The following is a 19098-nucleotide window of genomic DNA, read 5'->3' as shown; positions in this document are numbered from 1 at the left end:
CCGGCTGCGCCAGGCCCGTCGCGCGGGCCGGCCATCGGCCGCCACCCCCGGCGGGAGCCGAGCGGCGGCGGGCGAGCCGGCCGGATCCGCCACCCCCGGCGGCAGCCGAGCCGGTGGGAGCCAGCCGCTCGGCAGGTTCCTGGCCAAGGCCGCCGCCGTCACCGCCGGACTGACCGCCGCCGGGGCGCTGTTCGGGCTGGTGCGCGACCAGACCATCGCGCACCTCTTCGGGGCCGGGCACGACAGCGACGCCTTCCTGATCGCCTGGACCGTGCCCGAGATGGCCTCGACGCTGCTGATCGAGGACGCCATGGCGCTGCTGATGGTGCCCGCCTTCAGCCAGGCCCTGGCCCGGCGGGCCGCGGCGCGGGCCGGGCTCACCCGCCGGGAGGCCCGCGCGCAGGACCCCGTACGCCTCCTGGTGGGGGCGACCCTGCCGCGTCTCGTCGTGCTCCTCGCCGCCGTCGCCTCCGTGCTCGTCCTGGCCGCACCGGCCGTCGTCGCCGTACTCGCCCCCGGCCTGCCCGACCCCGCACTGGCCGTCGAGTGCACCCGGCTCACCGCGCTGACCGTGCTCTCCTTCGGCATCGCCGGATACTTCAGCGCCGCCCTGCGTGCGCACAGGTCCTTCCTGCCACCCGCCGCGATCTACGTCTCGTACAACGTCGGCATCATCGGCACGATGGTGGCCCTGCACGCCCTGTGGGGCGTCCGGGCCGCCGCCGCGGGCGTCGCGGTCGGCGGGCTCCTGATGGCGCTCGTCCAACTGCCCGCCTTCGTGCGGAACGTGGGCTTCGGCCCGCCCCGCGCGAAGAAGGCCGCCCCGCGCAGCCAGCGCGACCGGGACCGCCCCACCCTCATCGCCTTCGGGGTCATCGCCCCCGTGATCTTCTTCGCGGTCTTCCGGCAGTCCCAGGTGCTCGTCGAGAGGTTCCTGGCCGCCTCGCTCCCGTCCGGGGCGATCTCCCATCTCAACTACGCGCAGAAGGTCGCGCAGATGCCGATGGTGCTCTCGCTGATGATCTGCACCGTCACCTTCCCCGTCGTCGCCCAGGCCATGGCCGGGGGAGAGCGGGAGAAGGCCCGGCGGCGGGTGGAGCAGGACCTCGCGCTGGCCTCGCTGGCCGTCCTGATGGGCACCGCACTCGTCATCGGCTACGCGCCCCAGATCATCCAGGTCCTCTTCGAACGCGGCGCCTTCACCCACGCGGACACCCTCGCCACCGCCTCCGTCATGCGGGTCTACGGACTCGGACTCCTCGGCCACTGCCTCGTCGGCGCACTGTCCCGGCCCTTCTTCTCGACCGCCCGGCCCACCTGGTTCCCGGCGCTCGCGATGGGTGCCGGACTGCTCGTCAACGTCGTGGCCGGAGCCTTCGCCGTCGGCTGGTGGGGCATCTACGGCATCGCCGCCGCCAACGCCGCCGGCATCTCCACCACCGCCGTCCTGCTGCTCACCGGCCTCGGCTCCCGGATCATCGCCATCCAGGTCCGCCGGGTCGCCGTCAGCATCGGCCGGCTCGCCGTCGCCGCCGTCGCCGCGGGCGCCACCGGCTGGATCGCCGGCCCGATGATCCCCGACCCGATGGTCAGCGCCGCCCTCGGCTGCCTGCTGGTCCCGGCCATGTTCGGAGCCACCGGCATGGCCATACGCGCCCTCGAAGTCACCGCCCTGCCCGGTCAGATCTCCCAGCTCACGCAGAGGTTCCGCAATGTCCGCTGACACCGACACGGCCCCCGCCGCCGTGGTGGTCCCCGCCCGTCGGGCCGCTTCGCCGTGGGTCCTGATGTACCACTCGGTCGCCGAGTTCACCGACCCCGCGGAGGACCCGTACGGGATCACCGTCACCCCGCTCGCCCTGGAGGCCCAGCTGCGGTGGCTGCGCTCCCGCGGTCTACGCGGGGTGTCCGTCGGCGAACTGCTGCGGGCCCGCGCGGCCGGTCGCGGAGCCGGGCTGGTCGGGCTGACCTTCGACGACGGCTACACCGACTTCCTGACCCACGCGCTCCCGCTGCTGAGCCGCTACGACTGCACCTCCACCCTCTTCGTCCTGCCCGGGCGGCTCGGCGTGGACAACGTGTGGGACCCGCTGGGCCCGCGCAAATCCCTGCTCACCGCCGAGGGCATCCGCGAAGTCGCCGACGCCGGACAGGAGATCGGCTCGCACGGACTGCTCCACCAGGACCTCACCGCGACCGCCGACGACGTGCTCCAGCAGGAATTGCGGGGCAGCCGCGACCTGTTGCGGGAGCTGACCGGGACCCTGCCCGAGGGGTTCTGCTACCCGTACGGGCACCTCGACGCCCGGGTCGTCGACGCCACCCGGGCCGCCGGTTACGGCTACGCCTGCGCCATCGACCCCGGACGGCTCGCCGGCCCGCACGCACTGCCGCGTACGCACGTCAGTCAGGCCGACGGCGGCGCCCGGCTGCGGATCAAGCAGCTCCGCCACCAGGTGCGCGAGCTGCGGCGCGGGGTGCAGCGGTGAAGGAGATCCGGTCGGTCAAGGCGCTGCACATCATCACCGGCCTCGGCGTCGGCGGCGCCGAACAGCAACTGCGCCTGCTGCTAAGGCACATGCCGATGCAGTGCGACGTCCTGACGCTGACCAACCCCGGGCCCGTGGCCGAGGGGCTGCGCGCGGACGGGGTCCGGGTCGTCCACCTCGGCATGCGGGGCAACCGGGACCTGGGGGCGCTGCCCCGGCTGGTGAAGTTCATCCGGCGCGGCCGGTACGACCTCGTGCACACGCACCTGTACCGGGCCTGCGTCTACGGGCGCCTCGCGGCCCGGCTCGCGGGCACCGCGGCGACCGTGGCCACCGAACACTCCCTCGGTGAGGGCGAGATCGAGGGCAGGCCGCTGTCTGGCGGAGTGCGCAGGCTCTACCTGGCCAGTGAGCGCCTGGGCGCGGCCACGGTGGCCGTCTCCGACACCGTGGCCGCCCGGCTGGAGGGGTGGGGGGTGCCGGCCGCGCGGGTGCACGTCGTACCGAACGGGATCGAGGCCGTCCGCTTCCGCTTCGACGAGGGCGTCCGGCGGGCCACCCGGGCCCGCACCGGGCTGCCCGAGCGGGCCTTCGTGGTCGGTGGGGTCGGCCGGCTGGTCCCCGGCAAGCGGTTCGACGTCCTGGTGCGGGCCGTGGCCGCGCTGCCGGGGGCGCACCTGCTGCTGGCCGGTGACGGGCCGGAGCGGGCGGGACTGCGCCGGCTGGCCGCCGAGCTCGGCGCGCAGAGCCGCATTCACCTGCTGGGCGAGCGGGACCCGCTGGGGGACAGTGCGGACGGCCGCACCCCGGGTATTCCGGCGCTGCTGGCCGCCATGGACGTCTTCGTCTCCCCGTCGCGGGAGGAGGCCTTCGGCCTCGCCGTCGTGGAGGCCCTGGCCGCCGGACTTCCCGTCCTGCACGTGACCTGCCCGGCCATCGACGACCTGCCCGCCGCGCAGGCTCCCGGGGCCCGGCGGATCGGCACCGGAACGGAGGAACTGGTCGCGGCGCTGCGGGGCCACATGGAGGCGGGGGCGCGCCGGTTGCCCCCGCCTCCGGTGGTCCGCCGCTACGACATCGCCCGCAGCGCGCGGCAGCTGCTGGACGTGTACGACCTCGCCCTCTCGGCCGCGCCGGGCGCCGCCGGGGCGGCCCGGGGCCGCCCCGCCGCCGACCCGGTGCCCGGCGCCGGCGGCGCAGCCGTCGTAGGTGCCCGGCGCGAGCCGGTCGGGCCGGGACCGGCGGAGCCGACCGGCACCGGCTGATCCCACCCCTGCCCGAAGGGGTCCCGACGGGACCCGAAAGAAGTCCCCTCCACCCAGGAAGCGAGCACGTCCATGGCCGACACGTCCGAGAACGCCGAGAAGAAGTCCGAGAAGAAGGCAGAGAGCAGGCCGGAGAGCAGGTCCGAGCGGAAGCCGGACCACCGCTCCGAGCGCAGGTCGCGCCGCCGCAAGCTGTCGGCGCCCCTGTGGTGGCCGCTGCCCGCCTGCGCCCTGCTGGGGCTGGCCGCGGGCGGGGCGTACGGGGTGCTCAAGGCCCCCGAGTACGCCGCCACCAGCTATGTAGTGGCCGTACCCGACGACACCACCGAGCCGGCCACCGCCCTCGGCTTCGCGCAGGCCTACGCCCGTATCGCGACCAGCAGTTCCACCCTCGCCTACGCCCAGCCGCGGGCCGGCATCAGCGCCGCGAAGCTGCGTACCCAGGTACGCGCCGAGACCTCCCCCGAGTCCCCGATGATCGCCGTCACGGGTACCTCGAAGAGCCCCGCCGAGGCCGCCGACATCGCGAACGCGGTGGCCGACGCCCTGTCCCTGAGCAGCAATCAGGCCGCCAAGAACACCGGAGTCCAGCTGCTCCTGTTCAACCAGGCGGTCGCCCCGTCCGAGCCCGCCTCCCCCTCCGCCGCCATCAGCGGGGCCGTCGGCATGTGCGCCGGCGGGCTGCTGGGCGGACTGTGGCTGCTCGCCCGGCCGGGCCGCGCGCGGCGTTCCGAGGACAGCGCGACGAGGACCCGGGCCGGGTCCGCGGCCGATTCCTCGGTGGAGTCCTCGGTGGAGTCCTCGGTGGAGGCCGCCGTCGAGACCCCGGTCGAGGAGTACGCCTCGCTGCCCGCGCAGGGTGAGCCGGCCTCGGCCAAGGAGAAGGAGTCCGTTCGATGAGTTCGGGCTGCGCCGGGGGCCTGTCGGTGACGTTGTGCCGCGACCCCCGGCAGTTCGCCGCGCTGGAGGAGTCCTGGAACAGGCTCTTCCGTGGCTGCCCCACCGCCACCCCCTTCCAGAGCCACGCCTGGCTGCACTCCTGGTGGCTGTCGTACGGCAAGGACGGCCGGCTCCGGATCGTCCTCGTCCGGCGCGGCGAGGAGCTGGTCGGCGCGGCCGCCCTGATGCTCGTGCACCGGCCGATGCCGCTGCTGGTGCCGCTCGGCGGACCCATCACCGACTACTTCGACGTGCTCGTGGCGGCGGAGTACGCCGACCAGGTCGTCCCGGCGCTGGCCCGCGGGCTGCACCGGGCGGCCCGCGGCGCCGTCGTGGACCTGCGGGAGGTACGTCCCGGGGCCGCCGCCGAGCAGTTGTACCGGCAGTGGCCCGGGGTCTCCAGCGTGCTCGCCGACTCCACGTGCATGGAGCTGCCCACGCTGCCGTTCGACGAACTGGTCAAGCGGATGCCGGCCTCCGGAGCCCAGCGGGTGCGGGCCAAACTGCGCAAGACCGACGCGGCCGGCATCGAGGAGCACGAGGTCACCGAGCAGGAGGTGCCGCGCGCCGTACGGACCCTGCTGCGGCTGCACGAGAAGCAGTGGCGCGGCCGCGGGGTGACGCCCGAGCACCTGCGGCCCCGCTTCGCCGAGCACCTGACCCGGGCCACCCGGCGGATGGTGCGGGCCGGGGAGAGCCGGCTGACGGAGTTCCGGCTGGACGGCAAGGTGGTGGCGGCCAACGTCACGCTGCTGTCGTCCGGGCTCAGCGGCGGCTACCTGTACGGGGCCGACCCGGACCTGCGGACGCGGAAGGTGGACGTCGCGACGCTGCTGCTGCGCTACGAGGCCGGGCGGGCCCTCGCCGAGGGCCGCCCGGTGGTGAGCTTCCTGCGCGGCAACGAGCCGTACAAGAACCACTGGCGGCCCGAGACGGTCGTCAACCAGCGGTTCCTGCTGGCCACGGCGGCGCTCGCGCCCCTGCTGCGGGTGCACGAGTCGCAGGTGACGGGGCGCGAGCGGGCGGTGGACGTTCTGCGGGAGGCGCTGCCGGCCGCCAGGGACTGGCGGGCGCGGCTCAACGAACTGCGCGTGCGATGACCCGTCTAGAAGGGCCAGATTCCGGAGTTCTTGCCGAAGTCCAGCTTGATGCAGACCGACTGGGTGCCGACCAGCTTGGAGAGCCACTCGCCGAAGTTGAGCGGCACGCACCAGTGCTTGCTGTTGACGGGCGGCGGTGTGGGCTGCGGCAGGGGTTTCGGCGGCATGGGCTCGGGCTTCGGCGTGACCGGCCCCGGGGTGATGACCGGCGAGGGCGCCGGGACCTGCGGCGTCGGGACCGCCGGCGAGGGCTTGGGGGTGGGATCGGTCTCGGGGTCGGTGTCGGGATCGGGGACCTCGGGTGTCGGGACGACCGGGCTGGGCGTGACCGGCACCGGGACCTGCGGGCGCGGGGCGACCGGGCTCGGGGTCACCGGGCTCGGAGTGACCGGCGCCGGGGTGACCGGTGTCGGGACGAGCGGGCTCGGGCTGACCGGCAGCGGGGTCTGCGGGCTCGGGACCACCGGCGTGGGCGTCGGGACCTGGGGCGTCGGGACCACGGGTGTGGGGACCGCGGGCGTCGGGACCACCGGCGTGGGCGTGGGGACCTGAGGCGTCGGCACCTGAGGCGTGGGCACCTGGGGCGTCGGGACCTGCGGGGTCGGCACGACCGGCGTGGGCACCACGGGGGTCGGGACCACCGGGGTCGGCACCACGGGCGTGGGCACCACCGGGGTCGGGACCACCGGGCCCGGACGCTCGGGCGTCAGGGCGTCGCGGAAGGCCTTCGCGGAGTCCGGGTTGTCCTTGCACTGCCACACGCCGTGCGGGCAGTAGTCGGTGATGGTGTGGTAGAGCGGCTTGTGCTGCGTGATCCACTTCAGCATGCGCCGCACGTACTCCGGGTTGTCCCCGCGCCGGAACAGGCCCCACTCCGGGTAGGAGATCGACTTGCCGTGTGCTTTCGCGAAGTCGACCTGCTGCTGGAGTCCGTACGGCTGGGTGATCTGGTCGTCGAAGGTCTGGCCGGGACCCTGGTCGTACGAGTCCATCCCGATGATGTCGACCACGTCGTCGCCGGGGTAGCACTTCGTCCAGCCGATCGCGTCCGTACCCCTGTTCGGGGCGAAGTCGAACGTGAACTTCTGTCCGGGAACGGCGCGCATCGTGGTGACGATGCGCCTCCAGTACACCTTCCAGTTCTCCGGGTCCGGTGCGCACCGGTGGGTGTAGGTGACGCCGTTCATCTCCCAGCCGAGCACGATCACCGTGTCCGGCACGCCCAGCTCCACCAGCCGCTCGGCGAGCCGCTGGAAGTGCCGGTCGTACCGGCCCGACGCGCCCGCCCTGATCAGCCGGGCCACCTGGTAGTCGGACACCCGGCCCTCGTTGCGTTCCTGCATGGGCACGTTGAGGACGAACATCCGGTCGTCCTCGGCCCGGCGCCAGTCGGCCCAGTCCTCCAGGAACGAGACACCGCCCTCGATGCCGGCCCACCTGTCGCCGGGGAGATAGGTGTGTCCGACCCGGATCTCCTTGCCGCCCAGCCAGCTCGACAGGTGCGGGATCCGGGCCACCCCGGGGGGCCCGTAGTCGAGATAGGCGCCCATGGCGATGTCGGAGCCCTCGGGCCGGTCGTTCTCGGGCGTCGCGACTGCGGCCCCGGTGGCCAGCAGTCCGGCCGTGACCGTACCGATGCAGGTGCTCGCCAGTCGGCGGCGTGGTCTGGGCATGGCGTCTCCCGAGCTTTCCTGAATCGGTGTGCTTACCGAAGACGTTAGGCATCAGATCTGACGAATGGCCTGTCCGGTGACTGCCGCGTAGGCCATTAGCAGGTGCGCACCACCCCCGCTTGGTCCGACTAGGTGAAAGACACCGCTGCCATGCACGCGTATCTCAACCATGTGCCCGCCGTCGTGCTCAGACTCGATCGCAATCCGTTCCACCACGGAACCCTCGGCGCCGTCAGATCCCTTGGCCGCAAGGGCGTGGAGGTCCATGCCGTCGTCGAGGCCGGGGGAGGCCCCATGGGGCGTTCGCGATACCTGCGCGCCGTGCATCCCGGACCGGTGGGCGGGCTGGACCCCGAGGCGCCCGAGGCGCTGCTGGAGTGTCTGACCGAGGTCTCGGAGCGGATCGGGCGCCCGGCCGTGCTCATCGCCATGGACGACCTGAGCGCGATCGCCGTGTCCCGGGTCGCGCCGACGCTCCGCGAGCGTTTCCGGATTCCCCATCAGCCCGACAACCTGCCCGCCCGGGTGGCCGACAAGGCCGAGCTGTCGCGGCTCTGCGCGCGGTGGGACGTCCCGCACCCGGAGACCGTGATCCCGGCGAGCGGGGCCGAGGCGGCCGAGGCGGCCTGGCGGCTCGGTCTGCCGGTGATCGCCAAGTGGAGCCGGCCCTGGCTGCTGCCCACCGGGGCCGACGGGCTGCGCAGCACCATGCTCGTGCACACCACCGCCGAGGCGCGCCGGCTCTACGAGCGCTCCGCCGAGGCGGGGAGCCGGCTGCTGCTCCAGCGGTTCCTGCCGGCCGGGGCGGACACCGACTGGTTCTTCCACGGTGCCTTCGCGCGGGGCGGGCGTCCGCTGCTCGTGGGCTCGGGCCGCAAGGAGCTGTCCTGGCCGGTGCGGACGGGGCTGACGGCCGTGGGGCGCTGGCTGCCGGATCCGGCGGTGGAGGAGGCGGGGCTGCGGCTCGCCGAACGGCTGGGCTACCAGGGGATCCTGGACCTGGACTTCCGCCGCGACGAGTCGGGCTGCTTCCGGCTGGTGGACTTCAACCCGCGGCCGGGGGCGCAGTTCCGGCTGTTCGCGGACTCGGCCGGGCTGGACGTCGTACAGGCGATGTACCTGGACCTGACGGGCCAGCAGGTCCCGCAGCCCTCGGGCGGACCGGGCCGGGTGTTCGTCGCCGAGAACTACGCGCTGCTGGCACGGATCCGGGGCGGGTCGATGCCGCGCCGCCCGGCGGCGGTCCCGGCGGATCCGGCCGGGTCGGCGGGGGCGTCCGCGTCCTCGGCCCCGGGCGCGGACCGGGGGACGGCGCCGAAGCGGATCCCGAAGCGGGCCGCCGAGCGGGGGCGCGTCGAGACGGCCTGGTTCGCCGCCGACGACCTGCTGCCGTTCCTGGCGATGCTGGGCGCCCTGCTGGGGCGGGGCGCGGGCAAGGGGGTACGGGCGCTGCGCGGGGTGCCGGAGCAGGGCCGTCGCACGGCGCTCGCGGTCGTCCGCGCGCCCCGGCAGCGCGGCCGGAACCAGCCGGAGGCCGGTTCCGCCGGCTCCGCCGGTTCCGCGGGGTCGGCCTCCCGGCCCGTTCCGCCCGGGGCCTCGGCCGAGCCGGACGAACTGGTGACCCGTTGACCCGGACCGTCGCGGCGAACGGGCCGGGTCGGTGACCATCGAGCTGGAGGAGCGGCGTTGACGCGGATCGACGATCTCGTGGTGATCGGCGCGGGCCCGTACGGGCTGTCGATCGCCGCCCATGCGGCGGCCGCGGGGCTCGGCGTACGGCTGCTGGGGCGGCCGATGGCCTCGTGGCGCGACCACATGCCCGACGGCATGTACCTGAAGTCGGAGCCCTGGTCGTCCAACCTGTCCGCGCCGGACGGGCGGTACACCCTGGCCGATTACTGCGCCACCGTCGGCATGACGGCGGAACACGGCACTCCGCTGCCGATCGGGACGTTCAGCGCGTACGGGATGTGGTTCGCCCGGCAGGCCGCGCCCGAGGTGGAGGAGGTGACCGTCCTGGAGGTGACCCCGCAGGGCGACGGCTTCCGCGTCCGCACCGCCGAGGGACCGCCCCTGCTCGCCCGTACGGTGGCCGTCGCGGTCGGGGTGATGCCCTTCGTCCGCCACCCCGAGGCGCTGCGGGAGCTTCCGCCCACGCACTACTCGCACAGCAGCGGCCACCGGGACCTGAGCGGCTTCGCGGGCCGTGAGGTCGCCGTGCTCGGGGCCGGGCAGGCGGCCCTGGAGACCGCTGCCCTGCTGGCCGAGCAGGGCGCCCGGCCCGCTCTGGTGGCCCGGCGCACCCGGTTGAACTGGAACACCGTCCCGCAGCCCCTGGACCGGCCCCCGCTGCGGGCCCTGCGCGATCCCCACAGCGGCCTCGGCACCGGATGGCGCAGCTGGGTCTGGTCGGAGCTGCCGGGGGCGGTGCGCCGGCTGCCCGCGCCCACCCGGGAGCGGATCGCGGCCACGGCCCTGGGTCCGGCCGGCGCCTGGTGGCTGCGGGACCGCTTCGAGCGGCGCGTCCCCGTCCTGCTCGGGCACCGGCTGCACCGGGCGGTGGCGGTGGGCGAGCGGATCCGGCTCGGGCTGACCACCGGGGCGGGGGAATCGGTGGTGCTGGACACCGCCCACGTCATCGCGGCCACCGGTTTCCTCCCGGAGCTGGCCCGGCTGGAGCTGCTCGACGCGGGGCTGCGGGCGGCACTGGAGACCGTGGGGGAGAGCGGGGCGCCGGAGCTGAGCCCCGGGTTCGAGTCCTCGTGGCCCGGGCTGTTCTTCGCGGGGCTGCTGACGGCTCCCTCATTCGGCCCTTCCATGCGATTCGTGCACGGCGCGGGCTTCACGGCGGGGAGACTGGTGAGAGGAGTCCGCAAGCGCCTCGGTGCCCGGGGTCCGCGGCCGGGTTCGCCCGGTGTCGCCCGGCCGGGCCGGGCTGTCACCCCCGGGCATGTTCCGGGGGTGCCCCCAGGGCATCCGAAGACGTATCTGCGGTGAGATCCGCGGAGAGAGGGGTCCGTGATGAGCTCGGAGCGAGCGCAGGGCCGCGGCTGGGTACGCATTCCCGCCAGTCGTGGGGAACAGCCCGCCGGTCGGGCCAGGACCGCCGGGTACGACCGCACCGCGTACGCGGGGCCGTACGCGGGCCCGTACACGACGGCTTCGCCCGCCGACCAGCCCACGATCTACCTCTCCATGGTCAAGCGCTGGCGGGAGGCCGGTCGCACCCTGCCGGGGCATCCTGACGAGGAGTGGGAGCGGCTGATCTCCCAGCCGTGCTGGCCCGGCCGTTAGGTGGTGGGGAAGGTGGCAGCGGCGGAACGGGACGGACCCGAGCCGGTCCGACGGTCCCCCGTGACCGGGCCCGGGGAGCGGTTCGCGCTCAACGGCATGGGCAGTCTCGAATGGGACCTGGTCGCCGGGACGGTGGTGCTGGACGAGGCCGCGATGGAGGTCTTCGACCTCGGGCCGCAGGAGTTCGACGGCACCGTGCCCGGTATCGGGCTGCGGGTCCCACCCGAGGACGGGCTCCGGCTGACCGACATCATCGAGGGGGTCCTGGCCGGCAGCGCGGACACCTACGGCGCGTACTTCACGGTGCGCCGGCGCGACGGCCGCGACCAGTGGACGCACACCGCGGGCCGCGTGCTCCGGGACGACTCGGGGCAGCCGGAGCGGATCGTGGGGATCGTCCGGGACGCGACCGCGGAGCTGGCCCAGGCGACGCTGCTGCGCAAGCTGGAGGCGGCGCGCGCCCAGCAGACCACGATCGTGCAGCGGACCACGGAGGCCCTGTCGCGGGCGGTGACGGTCGACGACGTCACGGCCGCGCTGACCGGGGCGGGCGCGCTGGAGCGGCTCGGCGCCGACGGGCTGGCCCTGGGGCTGGTCGAGGGCGGCAGCATCAAGATCATCGCGCTGAGCGGGGAGTCCCTGGAGATCCTCAGCGAGCGCCGGTTCACCCGACTGGACGGTTCGCTGCCGCTGTCGCACGTGGTGCTCACCCGGCAGGCACGTTTCGTCACCTCGCTCGCCGAGCTCGGCGACGAGTTCCCGCTCCTCGCGGACTACCTGAACCGGATCCGGTACGACGCCGCCGCCTACCTGCCGCTGATCGCGCAGGCCAAGGCCATCGGCGGGCTGGTCCTGTTCTACCGGCGGCGCACCGAGTTCAGCCCGGAGGAGCGCAACCTGTGCCTGGGCCTGGCGGGCATCGTGGCCCAGTCACTCCAACGGGCGCTCCTGTTCGACCAGGAGCGGGAGTTCGCGACCGGCCTGCAGGCATCCATGCTGCCGCGCCGGATCCCCGAGATCAGCGGTGGGGAGATCGCGGTCCGCTACCACGCGGCCTGGAGCGGGCGGGAGGTCGGCGGGGACTGGTACGACGTGATCTCGCTGCCCCGCGACCGGGTGGGCGTGGTGGTGGGCGACGTCCAGGGCCACGACACGCACGCGGCGGCGATCATGGGCCAGCTGCGGATCGCGCTGCGGGCGTACGCGGGGGAGGGACATCCGCCGTCCACCGTGCTGGCCCGGGCCTCGCGCTTCCTCGCCGAGTTGGACACCGAGCGCTTCGCCACCTGCATGTACGCGCAGGTGGATCTGGAGACGGGCGGCGTACGGGCGGTCCGCGCGGGTCACCTCGGACCGCTGATCCGGCACACGGACGGGCGTACGGGCTGGCCCAAGGTGCGCGGCGGACTGCCGCTCGGGCTGGCCTCGCTCTTCGAATACGAGGAGTTCCCCGAGACCCGGCTCGACCTGGTCCCCGGGGAGACCCTGGTGCTGTGCACGGACGGCCTGGTGGAGGAGCCGGGCACCACCATCACCGCCGGGATGGACGCCCTCGCCCAGGCGGTGCGCAGCGGCCCCCAGGGGGCCGCCGCGCTCGCCGACCACCTCTCCGACCGGCTCTGGGAGCGCTGGGGCTCCGGGGACGACGTGGCCCTGCTGGTGCTGCGCCGGGCCCCCGACCCGGGCACCCACCGGGCGCCACGCATCCACCAGTACGTCCACCAGGCCGACCCGGAAGGCCTCTCGGAGGCCCGCTACGCCCTGCGCCAGGCCCTGCGCGACTGGGGCATGCCGGAGCTCGCCGACGACGTGGAGGTCGCGGCCGGGGAGCTGCTGGTCAACGCCCTGCTGCACACCGACGGCGGGGCGGTGCTGACGATGGAGGTGCTGCCGGAGCCGGTCCGGCGGATCCGGCTGTGGGTCAAGGACCGCTCCAGCGTGTGGCCGCGCCGGCGCACCCCGGGCGAGGCGGCCACCACGGGGCGCGGGCTGCTGATGGTGGACGCGCTGGCCACGCACTGGGGTGTGGAGTCCCGGGGCGACGGCAAGGCGGTGTGGTGCGAGTTCGATGCCGCGGGCAGGACCCGGAGCACGGGGTGACGGAGCGATCACCCTGGGTTGTGGGGCGCCGGGGGTGGGGTGATGATGCGAGCCATGGAACGGATCGTGTTGTGCGCGGGCTGACCAAGGCCGCCGTGACGGGCGCCCTGGCCGTGCTGCTGCTGGTGGCCGGGGTGCCGGCGGTCGTGGACTGGGCGACGGGGCGACCGCACGCGGACCCCGCGTGCCAGTCGGTGGCCTTCATGTCGATGACGGACGTCGCCCCCGACTGCCGGTAGCGGCGGCTACCGGCCGCGGGGCGCGTGCCGCGGGCGTGAGTCGCGGGCCCGCACCGCTCAGTGCTCGTGGACCTCGACGTTCCGCGAGTCCTGGGCGACGGTGGTGACCGACCTCGGCATCAGGCCCGAGAACCGGACCTCCTGGAGCTCCGCGGTGACCACGGCACGGCCCGGGTGCACGTTCGCGTAGGCGCCCGGCGCGTTCGCCACCCAGCGGCGCTCCTGGCCGTCGCAGACGATCTGCTCCGCGCCGACGCTCAGTCGGCCGCCACCCTCCTGCGCGACGGTCGCCTTGATCTGCATCGCCCCCATGGGTGACGCCTGCTCGCAGTGGTACGTCCCGGAAAGGGTGACAGCGCCGTCGTGGGCGACGTACGCGTCCCGTACGGAAATCCCGTGGTCGAAAACGGTGGCGCCGGCCGGAGCGGTGAAAAGCGTGGTGGCGGCCAGTGCGGAGAAGGCCGCGAGTGACATTCGGCGGGCGGAGCTGCGCATTCATTCCTCCAGGTGCTTCGGACGGCGGGATTCCGTCGGAACGCATTGTGCTGGCAGGTGGGCGTACGCACTTGCTCCGTGCGCTCGTGTCGTTGTGGGCAATTACCTGCCCGGGCGCGTGAAACTGGCCGAATCACCCCCGAAGGGATCTTGCATGCGCCAGCCCGCCCTCCCCCTGCCCGTCCTCGTCCTGCTCCCGCTGTTGCTGTTCGGTGCCACCGCCTGCGCGAGCGCCCCCGAGTCGGACGCGCTCGCGCCCGGCGCCGCGCCGGCGGTCCTGGTGGACGACGGGGCGCCGGGCGCGGCGGAGGCTCCCGCACGGCCCGCCGTGAAGAAAGTCCACGTGGGTGGTATCGCGCGGGTGCACGGCGAGCAGGTCGGCCGACACCTCCAGGTCGAACTCGGAGCGTTCGTCGACCCGGCGATCAGCGTGGACAAGAACTTCGCCCCGCCCGCCGGGAAGCGCTGGGTGGCCGCCTCGATGTCCTTCGTCAACGTGGGCGGAGCCTCGTACGGGGCGCTCGGACGCATGTGGGCGCACGACAGCGCGGGGCAGCGTCACCCGGTGGTGAAGACGGGCGAGCTGACGACCGGCAAACCGATCGTCTTCGATTCCCTGGAGGTCGGTGAGCGGGCCGAGGGGTGGGTGGTGTTCGAAATTCCGGAAAGCGCGCGCATTGTGCGTCTCCAGTACCAGGACGCGAACATGCAGGCGAATTCCGGAGAGGGATTCTGGGACGTCTAGCCCGCCCGGGTGAAGGGCCGTGAAAGGCTCGGCGGAGAGACCACTAGGGTGCGCGCATGACTTCTACTCAAGCCGAAATCGACCGGTCCCAGCTCGGCACCCTTTCGGTGCTCGCCTGGATCGGTGACCCCGAAGAGGCGCACGACATCCCGTACCTCCTGGCCTACACCCTCGGCGACGGACCGAAGGGCCGGGAGGCGGGCGAGGCGGCCGCCCGCGGGCTGCTGGAGGAGATCGGCCTGCCCATCGGCGACGTGGTCATGGACGGCACCCTCAAGGCGGCCACCTTCCCGGTGCAGATCCTGCTGGAGGGCAACCAGATCGCGCTCACCCTGCCCGGGATGAACGCGCGCTGCACCGCCCCCGACGAGTGGGTCGCGGCGGCTGACGAGAGCGGGCAGGCGTACTTCCTCTTCGCCACCCGTGCCTGGCCGGAGGCGGTCCCGGGCCGGCCGGTCGCGCCGGAGACCCTGCAGGCCTTCGCGGGCGACGAGTCGGTGCTCACCAGCAGCGCGCACTGCGTCCTCGCCGTGCGGCGCGTGCAGCGGTAGCCACCGACCGGGTGCCGCCACCACCCGCTCCGGCCGCCGGGCTCCCAGCCTGCCCGGTGGCCGGTTCCGCTTTTCCCCGGGCCGGGGTCAGGGCCGTTCGAAGGCGAACTTCAACGAGCGGACCCGGTTGTCGAAGTTCGATCCCGCCAGGTCCGGCAGGCCCACCGCCCGCAGCCCGACCGGCCGGGTCAGCAGCTCACGGAAGAGGGCCTTCATCTCCACCCGGGCCAGGTGCGCGCCCAGGCAGAAGTGCGGGCCGCCGCCGCCGAACCCCAGGTGCGGATTGGGCGAGCGGGTGATGACGAAGGCGTCCGGGTCGGGGAAGACCGTCTCGTCGCGGTTGGCGGAGGCGTAGTACAGGACCACCTTGTCGCCCGGCCGGAACACGTGCCCGTCCATGGTGTGCTCGGCGGCCACGGTCCGGCGGAACTGGATGATGGGCGTCGAGTGCCGGATCATCTCGTCCACCGCGCCGTCCGCGTACTTCTCGAAGTCCGAGAGCAGCAGGTCCCGCTGGTCGGGGTGGTCCGTCAGCAGGGTCAACCCATGGGTGATCGCGTTCCGGGTGGTCTCCACCCCGGCGACCATCAACAGGGAGAAGAAGGCGCCGAGCTGGCGGGCCCCGAGGGCCTGGCCGTCGACGTTCGCGCAGACCAGCGCCGAGATCAGGTCGTCGGTGGGGTGCTTGCGCCGCTCCCGTCCGATGCCCGCCACCATCCGCTGCATACGGGCGAGCGCGCGCAGCCCGCGCCCCGGCATCCGCAGCCGGGAGGCCAGGCCCCGCTCCACACCGATGTTCTCGGAGGCGTGGTTGACGCGGTCGGCGATCTCGGCCCGGTAGTGCTCCGGGATGCCCATCATGTTGCAGATGACCTCCAGGGGTAGCCGGGAAGCCACGGCCGAGACGAACTCGTCGGGCCGCTCGGCCAGTACGTCGTCCACGATGCGGGCGGCCACGGCGTGGATGTCGGCCTCGGCGGCCGCCAGCAGACGGGGCGTGAAGGCACGCTGCACGATCTTGCGCAGCTGGGCGTGGTCGGGGCCGTCCAGATTGACCATCGAATCTCCGAACAGGGCCCGCACCCAGCGGGCCGGCTCGGGGGTGGTCACGCCGGGGGCACTGGCGAAGACCTTCGGGAGGCGGCTTGCCTCCTGCACCTGGGCGTGGCGGACGAGGGCCCAGTGGCCGGGCCCGGACCCTTCGGGGACGAACACAGGGCCCTCGGCCGCGCGCAGCCGGGCGAAGGCGGCGAGGCGGTGGGCGGGGGGCTGCTGCCAGAAGCCTGGCTCGGCCAGCTCCCTGCCGGGGTCGGTGCCGTGGCGTTGTGCCGGGAGTGTCAAGGCAGGGCCTCCAGTCGGTGCGCGTCGTTCTGCGCTGGAGAACGGTGGCGGGGGCGCGGGAGTGACGGTTCGCCGGGGCTCGGGCCCGGGTACGGGTGGCGGGCGAGGACGGCCCGGGGCTCAGACGCCGGCGCCGGTGGTCGCATCGGCCCGCGTGGACAGGGTCAGGCCGACCGCCACCGTCAGCACCCCGACGAGGCCCGCCCACAGGACCGCGTACGCACCCGACCAGGTGCAGGCGAGCGTCACGAGGGCGGACACCGGCAGGACCAGCTGCTGGGCGAGTCCGCGCTTGAAGTGGCGGGAGTGCAGCAGCCACACCATCAGCAGGAACAGCGCGCTCGGGACCATCACGGCCGCGTTCGCGGCGACCTGGGAGATGTGCGCCTTGCCGACCGCGTGCTCGACCGCGACCTCGATGCCGGCGCCGATCGCCGCACCCGAGAGGAAGATCAGCAGGTGTCCGTAACCCCACGGGATGGCCTCGCGGTTGGACGTCAGGTGCTCGTGCATCGGCACGGCGAAGTAGATCCACCACGCGGCGAAGACGATCAGCAGCCCGCCCGCCGCGATGGGCAGCAACTGGTCCAGCGCCTCGTGCTCGTCGATCGCGGACTTCACGGCCACCGTGGCCGCGGCGATCGTCTCGCCGAGCACGATGATGGTGAACAGGCCGTACCGCTCCACGATGTGGTGCGCGTGCCACGGTGTCTGGTGCCCGCGTTCCGCGATCACCGGAACCGCCAGCTCGGCGACGAGCAGGACGAGGAACGTCCAGCGCTTCAGGTCGTCGGGGACGAACAGCAGGCCGATCCAGCCCAGCTGGCAGATCACCAGTCCGGCCGCGTACTTCAGCGCCGCCGCCCGGGCCTCGCCCTGCTCCCCGGAGGCGGCCCGCAGCCACTGCGCCGTCAGGGCGACGCGCATGATGATGTAGCCGGCGACCGCGACCGCCCAGTCGTTGTCGTCGAAGGCCCGGCTCACCCCGGCCGCGTACACGAGCACACCCGCGATCTGCACGAGCGTCGCGACCCGGTACGGGACGTCGTCCACGTCGTACGCCGAGGCGAACCAGGTGAAGTTCATCCAGGCCCACCACACGCCGAAGAAGACGAAGAAGTAGCCGACCACCCCGGCGCCGGGATGGCCCTCCGCGAGCGAGTGCACCAGCCGGGCGCCGGCCTGGGCGATGGCGACGACGAAGCAGAGGTCGAAGAACAGCTCCAGCGGGGTGGCGGCACGGTGGAGCTCGTCGGGGCTGCGAGCGGTCATGGGGGAGTAGGCCATACCGGCCAGGAGACCAGAGGCAGGGACCTCCGGCAGGACGGACGCGCGGCCCGCTCGCCCCGTGTGCCCCGGGCGGAGGCGAGGCGCGGTCCGCGGCCCCGAACCGGTCCGAGCCGCAGGCGGGCACCGTCACGGGCCCCTCATCGGCATCCGGGCCACGTGCCCGCCGGTGTGCCGGTGGTCCCCCGGCCGCACTGTGGCCGAGCCGCCCGGCCGCACCGAGCCGGGGAGGGGGCCGGGGAGCGGGCCGGCGGTCGAGCCCGGGGACAGGCCGCCGGCCGGGGTGGAGGACCGGGCGGCCGGGGCGGCGCGGGGGGCGGCCGTACCCTGGAGGCATGAGCAGCACCCCCGCACCCGGCCCGCAGCCCTCGCGTACCGCCCCCGAGGCCGACCGGCCCCGGCCGAAGCCCCGGCTGGTCTTCGACGACCCGCTGGACCAGCAGTCCTCGGACGACACCGACCGAGGCTGGGGCGAGCGGCCGCCCGCCGGCGGAAGCGCGGCCGACCTGGCCCGCTTCCTCGACGAGAAGCCCCCGCACCACGTCTGACCGCCCGAGGCGGCCGGACAGGTCAGAACCCGTCGCGAGAACCGGTCGGCGCCGTGCCACCACCGCGCTGGGCGACCAGAGCGTCCCGGATCTCCTTCAGGAGCTCCAGCTCGGTGATCTCGACGACCTCCTGAACACCTTCCTTCGCCTTGCGCCGGGCCTCCTGCTTGGCGAGGTACTTCGACATCGGCAGCACCATCAAGAAGTACACGACCGCCGCGGTGATGACGAAGGTCAGCGTCGCGTTCAGCACCGAGCCCCAGAGGATCTCGACACCCGTCGGCTGGCCGTTCGCGCCGATGCCACAAGGTGCCTTGAGGCAGGACTTGTAGCCGTCCAGGCTCTGCGTGCCGACCGCGCCGACCAACGGGCTGATGAGCCCCTTGACCACCGAGTTCACGATGTTCGTGAACGCGGCGCCGATGACCACGGCCACCGCCAGGTCGACCACGTTGCCGCGCATCAGGAAGGCCTTGAAGCCTGCCAGCACGCTCTCCTTCTTCTTCTCGCTCACCACTGAGCCTCTCTTCACATCTGCCGAACACGGAGTCAACGGTTCCGAAAGCTACGGCAGTCCGGCCGCGGTGTGTCCAATCGGCCCTCGTCTTGAGGTGAATCGACCGGCCGTGCGTGCGAATCAGCACAACGTCACCGCCAGTCGGGTCGTGGCGCCCGTGCCCACGAGAACCCGCGCGGTGTCCCGCGGTACGGACAGCACCACCAACGCCCCACCGTCCGCTACACCCTTGTCCGGATCGGGTACTTCGGCGACCAGCGCCCCCGCGGCCACCACCTCGGGCGGCCCGGTGCGCTCCGCCGCGACCACGTCCACCCGGGCTCCGGGCCGCAACAGCCGTACCGTCGCCGCGTCCGCGATGCGCACGGGAGCCGACACCATCCGCACCGCGGCGGGTGGCGCCGCACCCTGGGAGGCCCGCACCTCGGGCCGGGCGGCGGCGCCCCGTGAGGCCTGCGCCTCCGCCCCGCCCACCGCCACGGCCGCCGCCACGACGGCCAGCGCGGCCGAGGCGG

18 protein-coding genes and 1 pseudogene are annotated in these 19098 nt (G+C 73.7%); 13 read left to right on the top strand and 6 right to left on the bottom strand.

The genetic code is table 11. From position 1 onward, the window contains the following. Positions 1-4 precede the first annotated feature (4 nt). The 5 genes from murJ (at position 5) to AB8A24_RS40355 (ending at position 5793) form a co-directional block, all read left to right on the top strand. Entirely contained in the window at positions 5-1723 is a 1719-nt protein-coding gene (gene murJ / locus AB8A24_RS40375; RefSeq protein ID WP_369478991.1) for a murein biosynthesis integral membrane protein MurJ, read from the top strand. After that, a complete protein-coding gene (locus AB8A24_RS40370; RefSeq protein WP_328963019.1) occupies positions 1713-2489 on the top strand; it encodes a polysaccharide deacetylase family protein in 777 nt (258 codons plus the stop codon). The genes murJ and AB8A24_RS40370 overlap by 11 nt, the downstream gene beginning before the upstream one ends. Further along, positions 2486-3754 (top strand): glycosyltransferase, encoded by a 1269-nt coding sequence (locus AB8A24_RS40365; protein ID WP_369478990.1) that lies wholly within the window; start codon positions 2486-2488, stop codon positions 3752-3754. The genes AB8A24_RS40370 and AB8A24_RS40365 overlap by 4 nt, the downstream gene beginning before the upstream one ends. A 72-nt stretch (positions 3755-3826) precedes the next feature. Next, positions 3827-4654: a lipopolysaccharide biosynthesis protein gene (locus tag AB8A24_RS40360; RefSeq protein WP_369478989.1), complete on the top strand. Its 828-nt coding sequence runs from the start codon at positions 3827-3829 to the stop codon at positions 4652-4654. Further along, a complete protein-coding gene (locus tag AB8A24_RS40355; RefSeq protein ID WP_328963022.1) occupies positions 4651-5793 on the top strand; it encodes a GNAT family N-acetyltransferase in 1143 nt (380 codons plus the stop codon). Before AB8A24_RS40360 ends, AB8A24_RS40355 begins: the two co-directional genes overlap by 4 nt. A 641-nt stretch (positions 5794-6434) precedes the next feature. Here AB8A24_RS40355 and AB8A24_RS40350 read toward each other — a convergent pair. After that, positions 6435-7466: pseudogene (locus tag AB8A24_RS40350) on the bottom strand (glycoside hydrolase family 26 protein); the annotation flags it as partial. Between the two features lie 150 nt (positions 7467-7616). Between AB8A24_RS40350 and AB8A24_RS40345 the strand changes: the two are divergent. From AB8A24_RS40345 to AB8A24_RS40325, 5 genes are all read left to right on the top strand, one after another. Continuing rightward, positions 7617-9095: an ATP-grasp domain-containing protein gene (locus tag AB8A24_RS40345; protein WP_369478988.1), complete on the top strand. Its 1479-nt coding sequence runs from the start codon at positions 7617-7619 to the stop codon at positions 9093-9095. Positions 9096-9161: 66 nt separating this feature from the next. After that, positions 9162-10463: an NAD(P)-binding domain-containing protein gene (locus AB8A24_RS40340; protein ID WP_328965944.1), complete on the top strand. Its 1302-nt coding sequence runs from the start codon at positions 9162-9164 to the stop codon at positions 10461-10463. A gap of 24 nt (positions 10464-10487) precedes the next feature. Further along, positions 10488-10760: a hypothetical protein gene (locus AB8A24_RS40335; protein WP_369478987.1), complete on the top strand. Its 273-nt coding sequence runs from the start codon at positions 10488-10490 to the stop codon at positions 10758-10760. Positions 10761-10772: 12 nt separating this feature from the next. Then, on the top strand, positions 10773-12860 hold the full coding sequence (locus AB8A24_RS40330) for a SpoIIE family protein phosphatase (RefSeq protein ID WP_328963025.1): 2088 nt from the start codon (positions 10773-10775) through the stop codon (positions 12858-12860). Between the two features lie 71 nt (positions 12861-12931). Continuing rightward, positions 12932-13099, top strand: a complete 168-nt coding sequence (locus AB8A24_RS40325) for a hypothetical protein (RefSeq protein WP_158780874.1) — start codon at positions 12932-12934, stop codon at positions 13097-13099. Positions 13100-13156: 57 nt separating this feature from the next. Here AB8A24_RS40325 and AB8A24_RS40320 read toward each other — a convergent pair whose 3' ends face one another. After that, positions 13157-13594: a DUF6299 family protein gene (locus AB8A24_RS40320; protein WP_369478986.1), complete on the bottom strand. Its 438-nt coding sequence runs from the start codon at positions 13592-13594 to the stop codon at positions 13157-13159. Positions 13595-13748: 154 nt separating this feature from the next. On the opposite strand from AB8A24_RS40320, the gene AB8A24_RS40315 reads away from it, so the two are divergent. Continuing rightward, a complete protein-coding gene (locus AB8A24_RS40315; protein WP_328963027.1) occupies positions 13749-14339 on the top strand; it encodes a hypothetical protein in 591 nt (196 codons plus the stop codon). A 56-nt stretch (positions 14340-14395) separates the two neighbouring features. Next, positions 14396-14890, top strand: a complete 495-nt coding sequence (locus tag AB8A24_RS40310) for a DUF5949 family protein (RefSeq protein ID WP_030717179.1) — start codon at positions 14396-14398, stop codon at positions 14888-14890. Between the two features lie 87 nt (positions 14891-14977). Here the strand turns inward: AB8A24_RS40310 and AB8A24_RS40305 are convergent, their stop codons facing one another. After that, positions 14978-16231 carry a cytochrome P450 gene (locus tag AB8A24_RS40305; protein ID WP_369478985.1) on the bottom strand — a complete coding sequence of 418 codons (1254 nt, stop codon included), beginning with the start codon at positions 16229-16231 and terminating at the stop codon, positions 14978-14980. Between the two features lie 120 nt (positions 16232-16351). After that, complete coding sequence (locus AB8A24_RS40300) at positions 16352-17518, bottom strand: low temperature requirement protein A (protein WP_369478984.1); 1167 nt, start codon at positions 17516-17518, stop codon at positions 16352-16354. Between the two features lie 335 nt (positions 17519-17853). Here AB8A24_RS40300 and AB8A24_RS40295 point away from each other — a divergent pair, with 335 nt between their 5' ends. Further along, positions 17854-18066: a hypothetical protein gene (locus AB8A24_RS40295; protein WP_033223806.1), complete on the top strand. Its 213-nt coding sequence runs from the start codon at positions 17854-17856 to the stop codon at positions 18064-18066. 22 nt (positions 18067-18088) lie between these two features. Here AB8A24_RS40295 and mscL read toward each other — a convergent pair whose 3' ends face one another. Then, the gene (gene mscL, locus AB8A24_RS40290; protein ID WP_328963030.1) at positions 18089-18580 is read right to left on the bottom strand and encodes a large conductance mechanosensitive channel protein MscL; all 492 of its coding nucleotides are present in this window, start codon (positions 18578-18580) and stop codon (positions 18089-18091) included. Positions 18581-18703: 123 nt separating this feature from the next. Further along, on the bottom strand, positions 18704-19098 hold a 395-nt coding region (locus tag AB8A24_RS40285), incomplete at its 5' end, for a hypothetical protein (protein WP_369478983.1).

This window comes from Streptomyces sp. BF23-19, from assembly GCF_041106355.1.
GTDB classification, from domain to species: domain Bacteria; phylum Actinomycetota; class Actinomycetes; order Streptomycetales; family Streptomycetaceae; genus Streptomyces; species Streptomyces virginiae_A.
Note: the sequence above shows the minus strand (reverse complement) of the source record. Positions and strands in the feature narration are given on the sequence as shown.